Origin of the sequence: Streptomyces sp. NPDC006207 (assembly GCF_040613835.1) — a bacterium.
In the GTDB taxonomy this organism is placed as follows: domain Bacteria; phylum Actinomycetota; class Actinomycetes; order Streptomycetales; family Streptomycetaceae; genus Actinacidiphila.
Map to the genome: position 1 here is coordinate 1 of NZ_JBEXSX010000027.1, position 17,456 is coordinate 17,456.

Annotated in this window: 15 protein-coding genes; 7 read left to right on the plus strand and 8 right to left on the minus strand. The window is 72.8% G+C overall.

The annotated features are described in order from the left end of the window. The first annotated feature begins 94 nt into the window (after nucleotides 1-94). From ABZ312_RS22090 to ABZ312_RS22100, 3 genes are all read left to right on the plus strand, one after another. Entirely contained in the window at nucleotides 95-679 is a 585-nt protein-coding gene (locus ABZ312_RS22090; RefSeq protein WP_500438558.1) for a hypothetical protein, read from the plus strand. A gap of 125 nt (nucleotides 680-804) precedes the next feature. Beyond that, entirely contained in the window at nucleotides 805-1,365 is a 561-nt protein-coding gene (locus ABZ312_RS22095; protein ID WP_500438560.1) for an AMIN-like domain-containing (lipo)protein, read from the plus strand. 248 nt (nucleotides 1,366-1,613) lie between these two features. Next, complete coding sequence (locus tag ABZ312_RS22100; protein ID WP_500438562.1) at nucleotides 1,614-3,650, plus strand: DUF1996 domain-containing protein; 2,037 nt, start codon at nucleotides 1,614-1,616, stop codon at nucleotides 3,648-3,650. Nucleotides 3,651-3,728: 78 nt separating this feature from the next. Here ABZ312_RS22100 and ABZ312_RS22105 read toward each other — a convergent pair whose 3' ends face one another. Beyond that, on the minus strand, nucleotides 3,729-5,108 hold the full coding sequence (locus ABZ312_RS22105; protein ID WP_500326988.1) for a hypothetical protein: 1,380 nt from the start codon (nucleotides 5,106-5,108) through the stop codon (nucleotides 3,729-3,731). A gap of 4 nt (nucleotides 5,109-5,112) precedes the next feature. Then, nucleotides 5,113-6,216, minus strand: coding sequence for a hypothetical protein (locus ABZ312_RS22110; RefSeq protein WP_500438563.1), 1,104 nt, complete (start codon nucleotides 6,214-6,216; stop codon nucleotides 5,113-5,115). 511 nt (nucleotides 6,217-6,727) lie between these two features. Between ABZ312_RS22110 and ABZ312_RS22115 the strand changes: the two genes are divergently transcribed. Both ABZ312_RS22115 and ABZ312_RS22120 read left to right on the plus strand, forming a co-directional pair. After that, nucleotides 6,728-8,938 (plus strand): HelD family protein, encoded by a 2,211-nt coding sequence (locus ABZ312_RS22115; protein ID WP_500358157.1) that lies wholly within the window; start codon nucleotides 6,728-6,730, stop codon nucleotides 8,936-8,938. Nucleotides 8,939-9,056: 118 nt separating this feature from the next. Next, on the plus strand, nucleotides 9,057-9,797 hold the full coding sequence (locus ABZ312_RS22120) for a DUF6193 family natural product biosynthesis protein (RefSeq protein ID WP_500438565.1): 741 nt from the start codon (nucleotides 9,057-9,059) through the stop codon (nucleotides 9,795-9,797). A 403-nt stretch (nucleotides 9,798-10,200) separates the two neighbouring features. Here the strand turns inward: ABZ312_RS22120 and ABZ312_RS22125 are convergent, their stop codons facing one another. The 3 genes from ABZ312_RS22125 to ABZ312_RS22135 form a co-directional block, all read right to left on the minus strand. Next, entirely contained in the window at nucleotides 10,201-10,410 is a 210-nt protein-coding gene (locus ABZ312_RS22125) for a cupin domain-containing protein (RefSeq protein ID WP_500358153.1), read from the minus strand. Nucleotides 10,411-10,547: 137 nt separating this feature from the next. Continuing rightward, nucleotides 10,548-11,522, minus strand: a complete 975-nt coding sequence (locus ABZ312_RS22130; protein WP_500438567.1) for a hypothetical protein — start codon at nucleotides 11,520-11,522, stop codon at nucleotides 10,548-10,550. Between the two features lie 130 nt (nucleotides 11,523-11,652). Continuing rightward, the gene (locus ABZ312_RS22135) at nucleotides 11,653-12,309 is read right to left on the minus strand and encodes an aggregation-promoting factor C-terminal-like domain-containing protein (RefSeq protein ID WP_500326997.1); all 657 of its coding nucleotides are present in this window, start codon (nucleotides 12,307-12,309) and stop codon (nucleotides 11,653-11,655) included. 389 nt (nucleotides 12,310-12,698) lie between these two features. On the opposite strand from ABZ312_RS22135, the gene ABZ312_RS22140 reads away from it, so the two are divergent. Beyond that, nucleotides 12,699-13,379, plus strand: a complete 681-nt coding sequence (locus ABZ312_RS22140; protein ID WP_500326999.1) for a TIGR04222 domain-containing membrane protein — start codon at nucleotides 12,699-12,701, stop codon at nucleotides 13,377-13,379. Nucleotides 13,380-13,405: 26 nt separating this feature from the next. Here the strand turns inward: ABZ312_RS22140 and ABZ312_RS22145 are convergent, their stop codons facing one another. Further along, on the minus strand, nucleotides 13,406-14,977 hold the full coding sequence (locus ABZ312_RS22145; protein ID WP_500438569.1) for a hypothetical protein: 1,572 nt from the start codon (nucleotides 14,975-14,977) through the stop codon (nucleotides 13,406-13,408). A gap of 159 nt (nucleotides 14,978-15,136) precedes the next feature. After that, a complete protein-coding gene (locus tag ABZ312_RS22150; protein ID WP_500327002.1) occupies nucleotides 15,137-15,562 on the minus strand; it encodes a hypothetical protein in 426 nt (141 codons plus the stop codon). A gap of 113 nt (nucleotides 15,563-15,675) precedes the next feature. Here ABZ312_RS22150 and ABZ312_RS22155 point away from each other — a divergent pair, with 113 nt between their 5' ends. Next, nucleotides 15,676-16,224 carry a CGNR zinc finger domain-containing protein gene (locus ABZ312_RS22155; protein ID WP_500327004.1) on the plus strand — a complete coding sequence of 183 codons (549 nt, stop codon included), beginning with the start codon at nucleotides 15,676-15,678 and terminating at the stop codon, nucleotides 16,222-16,224. Nucleotides 16,225-16,239: 15 nt separating this feature from the next. On the opposite strand, the gene ABZ312_RS22160 is transcribed toward ABZ312_RS22155, so the two are convergent. Continuing rightward, the gene (locus ABZ312_RS22160; protein WP_500327005.1) at nucleotides 16,240-17,445 is read right to left on the minus strand and encodes a cytochrome P450; all 1,206 of its coding nucleotides are present in this window, start codon (nucleotides 17,443-17,445) and stop codon (nucleotides 16,240-16,242) included. Nucleotides 17,446-17,456: the final 11 nt, after the last annotated feature.

Sequence of the window (17,456 nt, forward strand, 5' to 3'; positions counted from 1 at the left end):
CCCGTCACCCCGAGGCACAGGGCCGGGCCCGGGAGGAGATCGACCGCGTCCTCGGTGGACGCGGGCCACGGCGGTGGCCGCCGTCGTGGCCTGCGTGACCCTCGCACCGGGGCTGTGGCCACCGGGCGGGGCACGGACGCCGGCCGACGCGGCGGGACAGCGGCACGCCCTCCCCGCAGCGACGCCCTCGCCGGGAGCCACGGGGGACCGCACGACGGTACGCCTCCTGAGCGGCACCGGACTGACGCTGCGGGTACCGCGGACCTGGCACAGCCTGTCCGTCGACGACCGCGGCACGGCGACGGGCTTCGTCGCCTCGCAGCTCCTGAGCCTCCCGTCACGCGACTCCTGCCCCGACCTGGCGGAGGAAGCGCTGCCCGCCTGCGAGCCGCTGGAGGAACTCGGCGAGGACGGGGTGCTGATGACGTTCCGGACCGCCGTGACGGGCAAGGCCGGCCCGGCGACGCCCCTCACCCTGGGCGATCCGGTGGCCGCGGGAAAGGGGTGCCAGGTACTGCGGGGCGACACGGAGATCCTCGCCTGGGGTTACGGCCGCTCGGCGGCGTACGGCAAGCCCTTCGAGGTGCGCATCGACGTGTGCCTGCGCGCACCGTCGGACGCCACCCTCACCACGGTCACGGAGGCCCTGAAGTCGGCGTTCTCCAGCGCCGGCGGCTGACGGGAGACGGCGGGCCCGTGGACCGACCGGCGACGGCGCGTTCCAGGGCGTCCCGGCACAACCAAACCCTTGCCCGGCATGTCGTACATCGAAAGCAGGCAAGAGCCGCAATGCAAGGGGGAACCATGCGTGCGAAACGATACGGGGCGGTCCTGGCCGCCCTGGTGATGGCGGGTGCGGGGGTGGCCGTGGCAGCGCCCGCGGTGGCCGCGGCGCCCGCGGCGGCGTGCCCGACGGGCTGGGGCAGCCTCCCGAAGTCCGGGACCGACGCCGACCTCGGGTCACTGACCGACATCAGGACCGGCAGCCACGAGTGCTACGACCGTGTGGTGTTCGACGTGCCCACCGCAGGCACGGACGCGATCGGCTACACCGTGCAGTACGTCGACGCCGTCCACCAGGACGGCTCGGGGCGGGTCATACCGGTCTCCGGTGGGGCGATCATCGAGATCCGGGTGGCCGCCCCCTCGTACGACCCGCAGACCGGCGCCGCGACGTACCCGGGCCGCGCGGGGCGGGCGCTGCCGGGCGTCGACCTGACCGGCTACCGGACCTTCCGGGACGCGAGGTTCGCGTCGAGCTTCGAGGGTGACACGCAGGTGGGCCTCGGTGTGCGGGCCCGGCTGCCGTTCCGGGTGTTCCAGCTCTCCGACCGTCTGGTGATCGACGTGGCCCACACCTGGTGAGGTGCTCCCGCCGGCCGGGCCCGGTGGCGTGGCGCCACCGGGCCCGGTCTGGGCGGCCACGGCCTTGACCAGTAACTCCTGTGAATTCCTGGGGCGGTTGAACACTCCGGGGGTGGTGTCCGTATGTGTGGACGGCTTGTCGTGTTCAGGCCGCCAATCATCAGGCGCGCAGGAGGGTTTCCTTGGTACGCAATTCGCGCAGACGTGCTACCGGCACACGTAGTGGCACCTTTGTAGCCGTCGCCCTGATGCTGGGAGGCGGTGTCCTGGTGACGGCGAACGTGTTCGCCTCGGCGACCGAGGGGGACTCGTCGGGTCAGACGGCCCAGACGACCTCCGCGGGCCAGGCGATCACGGTCGACTGTCCGGACGTCGGCACGGAGCTCACCTCCGTGCCCGAGCAGGCGAAGGAGGACGTCGACAAGGAACTCGCCCTCCTGGACCAGCAGATAGCCGAGGCCTACCAGAGGCTGAAGGAGACGTCGGCGGCCCAGCAGCAGGACCCCGGTTTCGTGGACAACGCGGTCCTGGGCCCGCTGAAGGACAAGCGCGCCGCGACGATCGCGCGCATCCTGCAGGCCATCGACCGCGTGGGGGACCCCCCGCAGGGCGTCGAGGGCCTCGCGGGGTGCACGGTCCGCTCCACCGATGCCCAGGAAGGCCAGCAGGGACAGGAGGGCCAGCAGGGTCAGGAGGGCAGCGCGCAGCCGTCCACGGGTGACGGCGGCCAGAACGGCCAGGACGGCCAGGGCGCCCCGGCCGGACAGGGCGGCAACGGCCCCGTCGTGGCGGACTTCGCCGACATCATGAGCGTGAACCCGAACGCGCCGCGCGGCCCGCAGCCGTCGGACGCCTCTTCCGGCACGTTCTCGTCCGAATGCGGTGTCAACGCAGGCGGCCTGTTCAACTCCGACAACATCATCGTCGCCCCCGGAGTGACCAACGGCGCCCACCACTTCCACGACTACATCGGCAACCAGTCCAACAACGGACTCGCCACCATCGACGACCTCGCCGAGGCGGAGACGAGCTGCAAGGACCAGGGCGACAAGTCGTCGTACTACTGGCCCGTGCTGCGCGTGCAGGACGGCACCGTGGAGCGGGACGCCGGGGCGCCCGGCGGCGGCACCGAGGGCAACGCCGGGAAGATCGTGACCCCCAAGGAGGTCACGCTCACGTTCGTCGGCAACCCCGTCAGCAAGGTCACGCCCATGCCGCGCCTGCTGCGCATCATCACGGGCGACGCGAAGGCCTTCGTCAACGGGCCGGCCAACGCCAACGCCTCCTGGAGCTGCACGGGTCTGGAGGACCGGCAGCTGAAGGACAAGTACCCGCTCTGCCCCGACGGCAGCGACGTGGTCCGCACCTTCCGGTTCCAGAGCTGCTGGGACGGCCAGAACGTCGACAGCGCCAACCACCGCACCCACGTGGCCTTCGCCGACGCGGGCGGCAACTGCCCGCAGGGCTTCAAGGCCATCCCGCAGCTCGTCCAGCGCATCGTGTACGACGTCCGGACGCCGAGCGTCCAGGACGGCGGCAAGACGGTGCCGTTGTTCGCGGTGGACTCCTTCCCCGAGAACCTGCACAAGCCGATCACCGACCACGGCGACTTCATCAACATCTTCGACGAGGGCCTGATGCAGGAGGTGGCCGACTGCATCAACCAGGGCCGCACCTGCGGCGCCGGCGACGACGGTGCAGAGGAGCCCGGCAACGGCGGGAACGGCGACCCGGGTACGGAGGAGCCCGGCAACGGCGGGAACGGCGACCCGGGTACGGAGGAGCCCGGCAACGGCGGGAACGGCGACCCGGGTACGGAGGAGCCCGGCAACGGGGGCAACGACGACCCCGGCGCCGAAGAACCGGGCGACGGCGGGAACGACGACCCCGGCGCCGAGGAGCCCCCGGCGGACAACCCGGACGACGACCAGAACGGAGGCGACGACACCCCCGACGCTCCTGTCACGGTGACGCCCAAGGCCGACACCACGCCTACGGCGGGCCAGGACGACACCGCCAACCCCCCCGCCGGCGGCCACCAGCACCACGGCGAGGAGCAGGGCGGGCAGCAGGGCGAGGAGCAGGGCGGCCAGCAGTCGACGGCGCCCGGGCAGTCCCCCGCCCCCGGCGGGTTCGCCCCGAGCCCCGCGGGACAGGCCAACCAGCAGGCGATCAACGGCGGTCTGGCCGACACCGGGACCAACCTGTGGCCGGCCGGCCTCGGAGCGGTCCTGGCGATCGCGGGATTCCTCCTGCTCCGCCGGGTGAAGCGCGGCGCGCTCTAGCTCCGCTTCCCCTGCGGCCGCAGTGAAGTCCCCCTTGGCGACCGGGCGTACCGCCCGGTCGCCAAGGGCGTCGTCCACCTAGTCGGGGACCCCGGCGCCGTCCAGGAGCCGGTGCATGTCCTCTGCGGGCAGACCGGGGTTGCCGGCGGCGTGATGGGTCGTGCCGGGGTCGTCGAGCAGTTCGCGGATCAGCGGTACGGGCAGCCGCGGGTGACGGGCCGCAGCCCAGCGCCGGTCGGGGTCGCGGGCGAACTCCTCCAGGGTCCGCACGGGCAGGTCCGGGTCGGTCAACGCGAGACGACCTGCCTCGGGGTCCGCCGAGTCCGCGAAGCGCTCCGCGAGGCCCGCGGCGGGGAACCGCGGGTGGTTGGCGAACCACTCGACCGCGCGGTGGGTGCCGTTGAGGTAGAGGTCCAGCAGCGTTTCCGGCGGCGGTTCCGGGTGGAACTCGCACAGCAGGAGCCGCACGGCGAAGTCCTCGTCGCGGGACAGCAGTTCGACGTACTCGGGCTCCAGGCCGGGGCACACGGCGGCGCTGCGGCGCAGCCACGTGTGCGCGGAGGTCGCACATCGCCGCAGGACCTCCGGGTCGTCCTGGGCCTCCCGAACCCAGTCCAGCGCGTCCAGGCGGTCCTCGGGGCCCACGGTGTAGTCGACGGCCGCGCGTTCCCGCTCCGTCAGCTCCGGCCTGGCGGAGACGACCAGCCGCACGTGCGGATCCGGGTGGGTGGCCAACCGCGCGACGAGGTCCGGTGGGAGGGAGGGGTTGGCGGCGACGGCCCCCGGGCGGTCGCCGGTGACCAGGCGTTCGGCGAGCTCGCGGCTGAGCAGCCCGCCGCGGAGCACCCTGGCCAGGTCCCAGGGGTTCGTGAGGCTCTCCACGAGCCAGGCCGTGCGTTCTGCGTCCTGATGGCAGACGCGCATTGCGGCGGCGCGTCGCACATCGAGGTCGTCGTCGTGGAGCAGCGCTTCCTTGGCGTCGTCGGTGAGGGAGTCCCACGCGCGGCAGGCCGCCTGGCGCAGGGGGCCGTCCGCATGGTCCGCAAGTCGCGCCAGGAGGTGGCCGGGCACGAGGCGCGAGATGACGGTCTCGCAGCGGATCCGCCCGTCCGGGTGGGCGAGGAGACGTTCGTACGCCCAGTCGGGCAGCGGGTCCACGCGTGTCCTGTACGGCGTCGGGCCGATGGCCAGGCCCAGGATGACCCGCGGCGACGGATCGTCGAGGAGGCGGGCCCGCTGGGCCGGGTCCGCGTTCTCGCTCTCGGCGAAGCATGCCCGTAGCGCCGGGTCCGGGTCCGTCAGGATCGCGTCGACCACTTCCAATGGCAGACCTCTTCGCTGGGCGACGTTCCGTCTGATGACCCGGTCGTCGTGCCTGAGCAGTCGCAGCAGGACGTCCGCGGGCGCGGAGGGATTCCAGGACAGATACGCCAGGGCGGCGACGTGGTGGTCGGCCATGGTGTCAGGGACCCCCCACCGCGCGGCGCTCGGCGACCCGGAGCGTGGTGGCGGCCGCCACGCCCGCCGCAAGGCCGAAGGTCAGCGCGGCCGGGACCCCGATGCCCAGACTGGCGGAGAGGGACAGCAGCCCCCAGTGCAGACCGGCCCCGTCCACGGTGACCCGCAGCAACTGCGAGGCGATCAGCCCGAGGACGGTCGCGCAGACCGCGCCGACCGCCATCGCGGGGAACGTGGCCCGTGTCAGCAGTACGGGCAGCCGCCGCAGCATCCACCACACCACGGCGAGCAGCAGCAGGTCGGCGGCGCGGGCCAGGAGCCAGTCGGTCAGCGGGCCGCCTGACGGGGTCGTCCAGGCACCGAGGAGCAGCCACTGGCGCAGCAGGTCGCCCGGTTCGGAGAGCAGGCCGATGCCGGGGGAGTAGGTCTGGAGGGCGGCGGCGACCGACTGGTACGAGAGCACCACGAGGGACACCGCGACCACCGCCGTCCCGACGGTCGCGGCCAGCCGGCCCGCACGCGCCGGGACGACCGCCTGGGGGAGCGGGTCCGCGCCCTTGGCCGTGATGCGCGCCGTGAGCACCGTCACCGCCGCCGCGAGCAGCGCGGCCACCGCGACGGCCTCCCGCCCGGTGGTGATCACCGCGGCCAGCTGGGGCAGGAAGCGGTAGCTGCCGTGCCCGTGCGAGGCGATCAGCCACGGCGCGGAGACGGTGACCGCCAGCGTTCCGGCCGCCAGGCCCCACGCCCACACCGCGAGCAGCGTGGCGGGCCACCGGCCGTGCACCGGGGGCAGCCTGCGCAGCAGGAGCAGCGCCCCGGGCACGAAGGACGCGAAGACCGCGGCGAACCGGATCTGCAGCCCGGTCCTGTACAGCGTGAGGTAGTCGGTGCCGCCGGTCGGCGCGCCGAAGGGCTGCCCCCAGCCCGGCGGGTCGTACGACCAGGGGGTCAGCCACGTGCCGAGTTCCGTGGCCGCCCGGCCGCCGATCACGTCGACGGTGCCCGGCAGGTTCAGCGCGTGCGCGCTCGACCCCGCCCACCACAACAGCGCCGTGAGCAGCAATCCCCCGGTCAGGACCGGTATCGCCGCACGCCGGTAGGTCATCGTCCGCCCCCGCTTCGATCGTTCGTCCAGCGGGCGTTGATCATAGGGGCACCCGGCCCCTCCGGATCCCGCAGCTCCCGGGTGCCGGCCGCCACCGGCGGTTCGATGTGCCCCGTACGCCGACGACAGCGCATGCACTTCATGCCTTCCCACGCCCCGAATTCCGGTTACGGCGGGCGATTCTGCGGCACCCCCAGGGGCTTGCCGCAAGCCCCCCGGTGCGCTGTACGTTGGGAACGGATTGGAGCGGACGAGCTCCTTTCCCTTTCTTTTTTGCGCGCGCCGGAGCCCGCCGGAGGGGCGTCCCGGTACCGTCCCGGCACCTTCGCAGCACCGAGGCCCAGGCCCCGCCCCCGAACGCAGGAAATCCCCGTACCGCAATTGCGGTACGGGGATTTCCTCACGTATATTGAGTGTTTCTGTGCGCGCACAGAAACGGCCCCTCACCGGGGGCCACTGGAATCACCATATCGGACAGGGAGCGAATGTGTCAACTCGCGAAAGAGTCGAACTGCAGAAGGAGCAGGAATTCATCGACCGGCTCTACGAGCGGGTCGACACGCTGCGCGGGGTCGCCACCCGGCGCGTCGAGGACGCGCTGACCCCGGTGGGCAACGGCATGCAGGCCCGTCTCGAACGCGACGTCCTCGTCGCCGAGCGTTCCGGTCTGCTGGCGGCCCTCAACGCGGTCGACGGCTCGCTGTGCTTCGGCCGGATCGACCTCCAGGACGGTGCCGCGCACCACATCGGCCGCATCGGGATCCGTGAGGACGACACCGACCACACCCCGCTCCTGATCGACTGGCGCGCACCGGTCGCCCGGCCGTTCTACGTCGCCACCGGGCACACGCCCATGGGACTGCGCCGGCGCCGGCACATCACCACCGACGGCCGCCGGGTCACCGAGCTGCACGACGAGATCCTCGACCTCGAGGACGACGACCGCAGCGGCTTCGAGGACCGCACCGGCGACGCGGTGCTGCTCGCCGCCCTCAACTCGGCCCGCACCGGCCGCATGGCCGACATCGTGCGGACCATCCAGGCCGACCAGGACCGCATCATCCGCGCTCCGCACCGCGGCGTCCTCGTCGTCGAGGGCGGCCCCGGCACCGGCAAGACCGCGGTCGCGCTGCACCGGGCGGCCTTCCTGCTGTACGAGCACCGTGAGCTGCTGGCCAAGCGCGCGGTCCTGATCGTGGGTCCCAACCCGGCCTTCCTCCGCTACATCGGCGAGGTGCTGCCCGCCCTCGGCGAGACCGGCGTCATGCTCGCCACGCAGGCCGAACTCTTCCCCGGCGTCCACGCCCGCGGCACCGACACCCCGCGCGCGGCGGCCGTCAAGGGCAGCGCGGAGATGGCCGAGGCGCTCGCTCTCGCCCTGCGCGACCGCCAGGTACTGCCCGAGCCCGGTGCGCCGATCGTCATCCCGCACGACGACGGCGAACTCGTCCTGGACTGGGAGATGGCCTACCAGGCCCGGGACGCCGCCCGCGAGACGCGCCAGCCGCACAACCTCGCCCGGCCGTACTTCGCGTTCCACGTCATCGACGCCCTCACCGCGCAGCTCGCCGACCGCATCGGCGCGGACCCGTACGGCGGCCCCAACTTCCTCGGCCCGGACGACCTCGCACAGCTCGGCAAGGGCGTCGCCGCCAGCGCGGGGGTGCGGGCCGCCGTGGCGGAGCTGTGGCCGCTGCTCACCCCGCAGGAGTTCCTCGCCGGCTACCTCGCCGAGCCGGCGTACCTGCCGGACGAGGACGCCCGGGCGATCCGCCGCGCCCCGGACGACGGCGAGTGGACCCCGGCCGACGTGCCGCTCCTGGACGAGGCGGCCGAACTGCTCGGCGTCGACGACAGCGCCGCGCGGGCCGCCGCCGAGGCCGAACGCCAGGAGCAGATCGCCTACGCCCAGGGCGTCCTGGAGGTGTCGCGCGGTTCGGAGTCGTTCGAGTTCGAGGACGCGGAGTCCGAGGTCCTGGCCGCCCACGACATCATCGACGCCGAGCGGATGGCCGACCGGCAGGAGGAGGCCGACCACCGCAGCGCCGCCGAGCGGGCCGCCGCCGACCGTACGTGGGCGTTCGGGCACATCATCGTCGACGAGGCGCAGGAGCTGTCGCCGATGGCGTGGCGCCTGCTGATGCGACGGTCCCCGACCCGCTCGCTGACCCTGGTCGGCGATCCGGCGCAGACCTCGGAGGAGGCGGGCGTCGGCTCCTGGGAGAAGATCCTCGAGCCGTACGTCGGCGACCGCTTCGAGCACGTGCGGCTGGGCGTCAACTACCGTACGCCCGCGGAGATCATGGACCTGGCCGCGCAGGTCGTACGCATCGAGGACCCCGCCTTCGAGCCGCCCCGGTCGGTCCGTTCCACCGGCGAGAAGCCGTGGACGCGGCACGCCGGCGCGGACCTGGCCGGCGCGGTGGCGCGGGCCGTCGCGGAACTGACCCCCCACGAGGGGCGCCTCGCGGTGATCGCGCCGCGCGCGCTGCACGCGGAGATCGCCGCCCCGCTCGACGGGGTCACGGCCGGCGCCGAGCCCGACCTCACCCTGCCCGTGGTGCTGCTCGGCCCCCGGGAGGCCAAGGGGCTGGAGTTCGACCACGTCCTGGTCGTGGAACCGGCACGGTTCGGCACCAGCGACCTGTACGTGGCCCTGACCCGCGCCACTCAGCGCATGGGCATCGTCCACCGCGAGGACCTGCCCGCGTCGCTGCGCTGACCGCCACCCCCACCGCCACCTCACGACCCCGGCCCGGCGCTCACCGGCCGGGGTCGTCCGGAGCCGTACGGGCCGTGCCGGTGTTCCCCGCGCGGCGCGGTGACGCCACACTGGGCGCGTGGACCCCGACCTCTATCCCGACCTGATCGCCGCAGCTGGCCTGTCCGCCGCCCTGGAGCAGGCAGCGGCCGCCCTCGGCGCCGATCTCGTGATCGTGCGTGACGGCGGTGACGCAGTCCTCCAGGCGCGTGTCGCCACCGCCGTGCCCGACCGTGATCCGCTGGTCGTCCACACGTACGCCAAGGAGCGCGGTTTCACGTTCTCCGGATGGAGCCGGGGGGTCGAGCTGATCTCGGGGAGCACGGCCGACCTCGGGGACGTGGTGCGGGTGGGGGCGGCCTGGGGGGACGGCACCGGATTCCGCGACCTGCACCAACGGTTCTCGTTCCTCCACCCCAGCGAGCGCGCCGAAGCCCATGAACGCGGACCGGCCGCCGAGGTCGAGCTGCAGTGGCGAAGGCTGCACGAACAGGCGGCGGAGGCGCCTGACTTCGACGGCTTCCGGCTCCTCGTGCAGGCGGCCCATGCCGAGCCGCGGCTGCGGCAGCTCTTCGCGTTCTCCAGCCACTGGGTACTGGGCTTCAGCGCCCGCACCGGGCACCCGTCCCGGTTGGAGGTGGCCATCGTCCCCGCGCACGACGGCCATCCGTATCGCGTGAAGGACCACCTCCACCTCGGGGACGGTGTGATCGGCGAGGCGGCCACCGCGGAAGAGGCGGTCGCGCTGGCGGTCGCCCACCTCCCCGCCGGGCTCGGACCGGCCGTCGCCGGCACCTCCGCACCCGATGACGGCAGGTGAGCCCTTCGAGGTGCTGCTGGAACGGCTGACGGTGCACCGGTAGCCGGCGGGCGCCGTCGGCGAGTCCGGACCGCCCACCGCGTCCACGCTCCGGCGGCTCGCGCCCACGCTCGGGCTGCACACGCCGGACCTCTTCGTCATCGTAGGCGTCGACGTACCCGGCGATCTCGCTCCCGCCGACCCGAAGCCCGGACGTCGCGTACCGGATCTCGTCCGGCACGCCGTCGCCCTCCCGTCCTGCGCCGGTACGTGGCGTCACTGCCGCCGCCGCACGAGCGGTACCGGACGGCCCCGGCGCCGTCCTCACGGGCCTGCCACGCGACCGCAACCTCGGTTGGATGGCCACGGCCGAGACGTTCTTCCTGATCACGGGCCGCTGCTGGTCCGCGGCACGGGGAAAGGTTCACGGCCTTTCGACCCGGGTGAGGACGATCGCGTAGCGGCACTCGGCATTGCTGGTGTTGGCGAACACGCACGGGACGGGTGCGTCGACTTCGATCGAGTCGCCCGGGCCGAGTTCGTGCACCACATCGCCCTCGTGGAAGGTGAGCCTGCCGTCGAGCACCCAGACGGCCTCCCGCTGGAAGGCCAGGGAAGCCGCCGGATACGGCACGCGGGCATCGAACAGGCCCCTGGAGACCGCCTCCGAGGGGCCTGTTGGCGCTCAAGCGGCATCGAGGAGGCCATCACCCCCGCACCACCAGGCCCGGCCGGAACCCGGCAGCAACCCGCGGGAACCGGACCCCGTGGCTACGGGCTGACGTCGACGTAGTCCGAGGCCCTCTTGCGGACGAAGTAGCCGGTCCCGGTCGCGTCGTCGAAGGTCACCGCCCAGGTGCCGTCCTGGGTCGCCCGCTCCAGATTGAAGAAACGGCCCTTGCCGTCGACGCCCAAGGCGTGCACGTACCGGTAGCTCTTGGCGCCGCGGGGCCGGAAGTACAAGGACACCCGGGTGTCGCGAAGGGCCTTCCAGGTGGTGCCGCTCCGGTACTGGACGGTGCCCCCCACCTTCGTGAGGGCACCCTTCCGCACAGGCTCGGGAGAGGCGTTGAACCCCGTGATCCGGGTGGCCCGCCGGGAGAGGTGGACGCTCTTGGTGACCGCGGTGGCGAGATCGGGGTTGCCCTGGAAACGGGTACGCCAGTAGCCGTCCGCGGGTGCCGTACGGGTGTGGCTGAAGGTCTCGGCGACGCCGGGCTCGTTGTGACGGACCGTCACCGGGAGGGTGGCCACGGCCTTCCAGCCGGTCTTGCCGTCCTTGGAGTACTCGAGCGTGACGGCCGGCTTGGCGGGCCAGTGCCCACGGCTGTCCTGGAACTTCACCGAGCCGTCCACGTGCAGCCGGGACCGGTCGTCGAGGCTGGTCTTGACGTTGAGCACGGTCGCGAACGCCACGTGGACGGTCAGGGGCTGCGCCGACTCCGCCGCGAACGGGTCGTCGACACCCCCGAGGACGACCTCGCCGGCGGCGACAGGGCTGCTCGGGGGCACCTTCAGGGTGTACCGGCCCTGGCTGTCGGTGAGCGCGCCGCCGACTTCGTTCCCGCCCTGGGCGTTCGTGTACGAGAGCCACGCGCCGGGCAGCGGCCGCCAGCCGGCGGGCGTCTGGATCTCCGCGAGGCCGGTGACGGTGCCGGTGGCGCCCGGCGCGAGGTTCAACGCATGGGTGTTCACCGAGACCCTGGTGGGGGACTGCACGGTGGTGAGGTCCGTCAACGGCGTCACCGCGTTGATGGTGTGGGGGTCGGCCGCGGAGGAGCGGTGCCGGGCGACGTTCGCAAGCCCGCGCAGACAGATACCGTCAACCTTCCGCTGCGCTCGCCACTTCGGCGGCCGCCGCCGACCTCGACGGACGCTAGTACCAGTTGTTGGCCTGCCAGAACGACCAGGCGCCGCAGGGGCTGCCGTAACGGCTGTCCATGTATTTGAGGCCCCATTTGATCTGGGTGCCCGGGTTGGTGCGCCAGTCGGCGCCCGCGGAGGCCATCTTGGAGCCGGGCAGGGCCTGGACGAGGCCGTAGGCGCCGGAGGAGGAGTTGGTCGCGGTGTAGTTCCAGCCGCTCTCGTGGGTGACGATGTTGGAGAAGCACTGGTACTGCGAGGCGTCACCGATGATCGCCTGGGCCATGGCCTTGACCTCGGCGACGGTGTACGAGGCCTTCACGACCAGCGCCGCGCGGGCGGCGGCCTTGGCCTTGCGGTCGGCCTCCGCCTTCTCCTCCGCCGCCTTGCGGGCGGTGGCGTCCTTGGCGGCCTGCTTGCGGGCGGCCTGTTCCGCGGTCTTCCTGGTGCCGACGTCGGCGGCGTCGGACTGCGCCTGCACCTGCTGCGTCAGCGACGCCTGCTGGACCCGCTGGCCGGCGGGTATGTCCGACAGGACGGTGTCGACTTCGGAGGCGGCGAAGGGCTGCTCACTCGCCTGGCTGCTCGAGGCGACACCGACGACGGCGCCCACGGAGGTGACCGCCGTGGCCGAAGCCACCGCGATCCCCCGGACCGAGATCCGGCTCACACGGTTTCCTTCCAGCGCGGCCCGTTCGGTGATCTCCCGGACGCGATCGTGCCCCTCCCACCGGCTCGGACCGCCCCCGGCGACCACCGGCCAACTCCGTTGCCCCGTACGCGTGTACGTACGGGTGTGCGGATGACAGGGCCTGACTGGAGCGACAGCCTGCCGTAGGGGAGCACCCCAAGGCAATTCCCCCGGCACATTTCCTTACACACGCATCATCAGCCCCGGCAGTCCCGCCCCGTACCGGTGAAGGACCGCCGGCCGCACCTACACCACCGGCCGTACGTCCGCTACGGCACCCTCAAATCGCCCTCTGAACCCCGCCCCGGCAGGCTTCGACCACCCCCGCCGATGGGCACGTACCGGGCACACGCACGGGGGGTGGTGCCATGGACGAGGGAACGGCGGTCCGGCTGGAACCGCACGAGATCGCGCTGCTGCGCGGGGGCCCGAGGGCCGCCGTGACGGTCGCCGTGGTGGCGCTGCACCTGCGCGGCGCCGTGGAGTCCGGCCGGCCGGGCACCCTGCGCCGGGAGGTCTCCCCGGAACAGGCGGACCCGCCGCCGCACCGCCACCCGCTGGAGAAGGCGATACGGGTCGGGCTGTACCGCCCCGCGGGGATCAGGGAACTGCTCGGGCGCGCGGTCGTGCGCACGGCGCTGTCCCGGATGCGGGCGGAACTTGCCGGGGCGGGGCTGCTGCGCCTGGTGCGGGTCAGCCCGACCCGGGCCGCCCGCCGGTACCTGGCGGACCTGCGGCGGGGTACGCCGATGCCGCAGGGTCCCGCAGGGCTCGCGGAGGAGGACATCCTGCTCGCGGTCGCCCTCTACGGCGACCCGGCGCTGACCGCGCTCGTCCCGGCCTTCACCGGTGAGGCGGGGCTGATCGGCCGCGGAGCGGTCGCGGACGAGGGCCTGTTCCCGTTCGGCAGGCACGAGTTCCTGCGCTGGCGCGCCGACTACCCCGACGGCGACACGGGCCACGGCGCCGACGGCGGTGCCGGCCATTCCGGCTACACCGACCACTCCGGCGGCTTCGGTTGCGGCGGCGGAGGCGGCGGTTCGGACTGACGAGGCGGACGAGGGTGGCCGGACGGTCAGAAGCCGAAGGACTTCGTCGTGTAGGCGCACTCGGTGTAGATGTAGCCGGGCTTGAGCGTGGCCTTGTCGGACGCCGGGCTCGATCCGTCGGACGACGTCGACTTGTGCAGGAAGTACGTGGTGCCGACGGGCAGGCGGATGGTGCGCTGGGGGTAGTTCGTGCCGCTGTCCTGGCAGGGCTTGAACCCCGCGAGGGAGGGCGTCAGGAGTGAGTACGAGGTGCAGCTGCGGCAGGCCTTGAGCGTGAGGCTGCCGGTCACCGGCCCGGTGTAGAGCACCGTGATCGGGTTGGGGCTGTCGTTCTTGATCGTGACCGAGATGCTGCCGCCGGAGGCCAGCGTGGGCAGGCGCTTGCCCGCCGCGGGGATCTCGTCCGCGACCTCCGCCGCGATGGCGAACTTCTTGGCCAGCGCCCGGTTCTTCGCGCTCTTGTTGTCGGCGACGAACGTGTTCATCGTCTCCCGCGCCTCACCGAAGTCGCCGTCCTTGTACTGGTCGACCCCGCAGGCGTACACCCCCGAGTCGGCGCTCCTCCCGGCCCGGGCGGCGGAGGCGGCGACGGCGTCGCCGACGTCCCCGGCGCCGGCGTTCAGCCCCCCGGCCTGGGTGCCGAGGGTGCGCAGCCGGTCGACGGCGGGGCAGGGGTCGGAGCCGCTCACGTCCTTCGCGGCCTTGTCCACGGCCGAGTCGACGGCGGGTGCGACCTTCGCGGCCTGCTCGGAGTCGGGGAAGGTGCCCAGGAGGTCGCCGAAGTTCTCCGTCCAGCCGGCGTCCTCGTTGCCCAGTCGCTGCGCCCCGCACTCGTAGAGGGAGGCGGCCAGGCGGTCGTCGGGCCACTGGGCGAGCGCGCCGAGCGTCTGCTTGCCCATGGTGTCCGGGACCGTGCGCAGGTACGTCAGTGCCGGTATCGCCGCGCAGTAGTCCTGCTGCTCATAGGCGGCGCCGACGGTCGTGTAGTAGGTCTTCAGGCGGTCGGGTACCCGGGCCGCGGCCCGCGAGCCGGGGTGGCCGGATCTGATGTCCCGGTACTCGCCCAGGGCCTTGCGGTAGTCGGACCGGGCCGCGTCGAAGGGTCTGCTCCCCCCGGCCCGCACGAGCCGGTCGGCCTGGTCGAGCCGGTCCAGGAGCGCCTGCTCGTTGGCCTCGTCGCGGGCCATGTCGTACAGCACGACGCCGCCGGCCGGTACGGCCAGCAGCACCAGTCCGAGGGCGATCGCCAGGGGAGCGCCCGCGGGCCGCACCAGCCGGGTGCGCAGGCCGACCACGGCGCCGTGGACGGCCGCGGCCAGGAGGAGGACCAGGTAGACGGCCACCAGGCCCACGGGCACGCCGTCGGGGTCCGCGGGCAGCGCCACCAGCAGCAGGATGCCGGTCGCGAACCAGCACACGGCCATGAGCACCCAGCGCCGGGTCAGGGCGTAACCGAGGCCGAGACCACTGAGGTTGAGCAGCCCCACCGCCGCCGCGCGCAGCCCGTCCGGCGGCGCGGGCGGCGGGGTGGACGGCATGGGCGGGATGACGAATCCGTATCCGTATCCGTGCGCGGTGCCGTGCGGTTGCTCGGACATGGCGGCTCCCCCCGGTCAGCACTGCCCGCATGCCTGCAACTTGTCAGTGTACGGACGGTAGCCGGATCTCGACAGTGAGTTCGAGGGGTGGAATCGGGCCAACCGCCCGCAATGGGGTCGGTCCGGGCCGGAGCCGCCGCCGCGCCGGAGCCGGCGTGATCACACCGCCTTGAAGGGCTCCCGGTAGGACTTGCGCAGGGATGCGGCGGCGACGGGGAGCAGGGTGGCGAGCACCTTGCCCTTGAGCGTGCCGGGGGTGCGGGTGAGCTCGACGTCGACCCGTGTGCCGTTCCCCTCGGGGGTCAGCTGGAAGATCCATCCGCCGCCGGGGCCGAACACCTTCGAGTCGTGCGTGGTGATGGCGACCCTTCCCGTCCCGGCGTCCCAGTCGTAGCGCGCCCGCTCCCAGGCGGACGCGGTGCCCTCGGTCACCTCGGCCCAGGTGTCGCCGATCGCGTGCACCGTGAGGTGTTCGGCGTCGATGGTGGGCCAGGTCCGGGCCCGTGCGGGACCGAAGTCGGTGAGCACCGCCAGTGCCTCGGACGGGCTGAGCGAGGAGAGCAGGTGGAAACGTACGACAGCCATTGTGGCGTCCCCCACATCATGAGTAACCGTTCTGAACGGTGACGACCGTGTCACGGGGCGAAGTCACCTGTCAAGCCAGTGACGAATCGCGGGTCACCGGTTAGGATGGTGATGTGAACCATGCCTTCCCCTGTGGGACGCTCGCCCTCGACTTCCTGGGCACGCTGCGCGCACGACGCAATGCGGTGCCCACGGAGAAGCTCGCCTCGCCCGAGCTCCTCGACTCCTGGTTCGTCGAGTCCCGGATGCTCGACCGCGAGCCCGGCTCCGACGCGTCGGACCTCGCGGCGGCCGTGGACCTGCGGGAGTCGATCTACGCCCTGGTCGTGGCGCGGCTCGACGGCGAACCGCTGCCCGCCGGAGCGGTCGCCGCGGTGAACCGCCACGCGGCCCAGGCACCCGTGGTGACGCAGCTCGGCCCCGACGGTACGAGCCGTTCCGGTTCGGCGTCACAAGGCCTCGCCGCCGTCGCCCGCGAGGCCGTCGAGATCATCGGCGGCGAGGAGGGGGCGCTGCTGCGCGAGTGCGCCCGCCCGGAGTGCACCCAGGTCTACCTCGACCGCTCCCGGGGCCGCCGGCGTGAATGGTGCGCGATGAGGACCTGCGGGAACCGCGTCAAGGCAGCGGCCTTCCGGGCCCGGCACCGCACCACCGAAGCCTGAGGCGAGCGAGGGGCATCAGAACCTGACGGTGAGGTGACGGGGCCCGCGCAGCATGGCGTTGCGCCGGTAGGGAGGCGGGTCATGCAGCAGGGTCGCCGTACCCAGACCGGGCAGCAGCGCGCCGAGCGCCGCCTGGGCCTCGATGCGCGCGAGCGGTGCGCCGAAGCAGAGGTGGACGCCGCTGCCGAAGCCGAAGTGCTCGTTGTCCTTGCGGGCGGGGTCGAACCGTTCGGGGTCCTGGAACCGCAGGGGGTCACGGTTGCCCGAGGCGAGCGCGAGGATCACGGACGTGCCCTTCGGCACGACGGTGCCCGCGATGTCCACGTCGGCGAGGGGGATGCGCTCGCGCAGGTGCACCGGCGGCTCGTACCGCAGCAGTTCCTCCACCGTCTCCGGCAGCAGTTCCGGCTCCCGGCGCAGCCGCTCCAGCTGGTCGGGGTGGCGCAACAGCGTGAGCACACCGTTGGTGATCAGGTTGACCGTGGTCTCGTGCCCCGCGATGAGGAGCAGGATCGCGGTCTGCGCCAGTTCCTCGTCGGTGAGCCGCAGCTCCGGATCCGGTTCGTTGACGAAGTCCGAGAGCAGGTCGCCGGTGGGCCGGCCGCGGCGCTGCTCCGCGAGGCCGAGCAGGTACGCGCCCATCTCCATCTGGGCCTTGCGGCCCGCCTCGGCCCGCGCGGCGGTGTCCTCGCCGGGGCCGATGTCGGCGGAGGCGACGAGCAGGTCGGTCCACTCCCGGAACCGCGGCTCGTCCTCGCGCGGCACACCGAGCACCCGGCAGATGACCGTGACCGGCAGGGGGTAGGCGAGGTCGTCGACGATGTCGATGTGGTCGCGGCCCCGGAGCCCCTCGACCAGTTCCCCGGTGATCCGGGTGATCTGCCCGCGCATCGCGTCGACCCGGCCGGGGTTGTGGGGCGGGCCGAACGGCCGCATGGCCAGCGTGCGCAACCGGTGGTGCTCGGGGTCGTCCAGCCGCAGGAACGGCAGGTGCTGCGTCTCCTCCGCCGCCGGGGCAGCCGGTGTGGTGCGGTTGCGGGGGTCGGCGCTGAGCCTCGGGTCGTGGAGCAGGCCGACGATCTCGTGGTACGTGCCGACCAGGTAGCTGCCGTCCGTCTGCCGCACCACGGGCCCGGCCTCGCGGAGCTCCGCGTACAGCGGGTACGGGTCGGGGCGGCTGGCGTAATCGGTGATCCGTTCCAGCAGGGTCTCGGCGGTCATGCGTGGTGGCT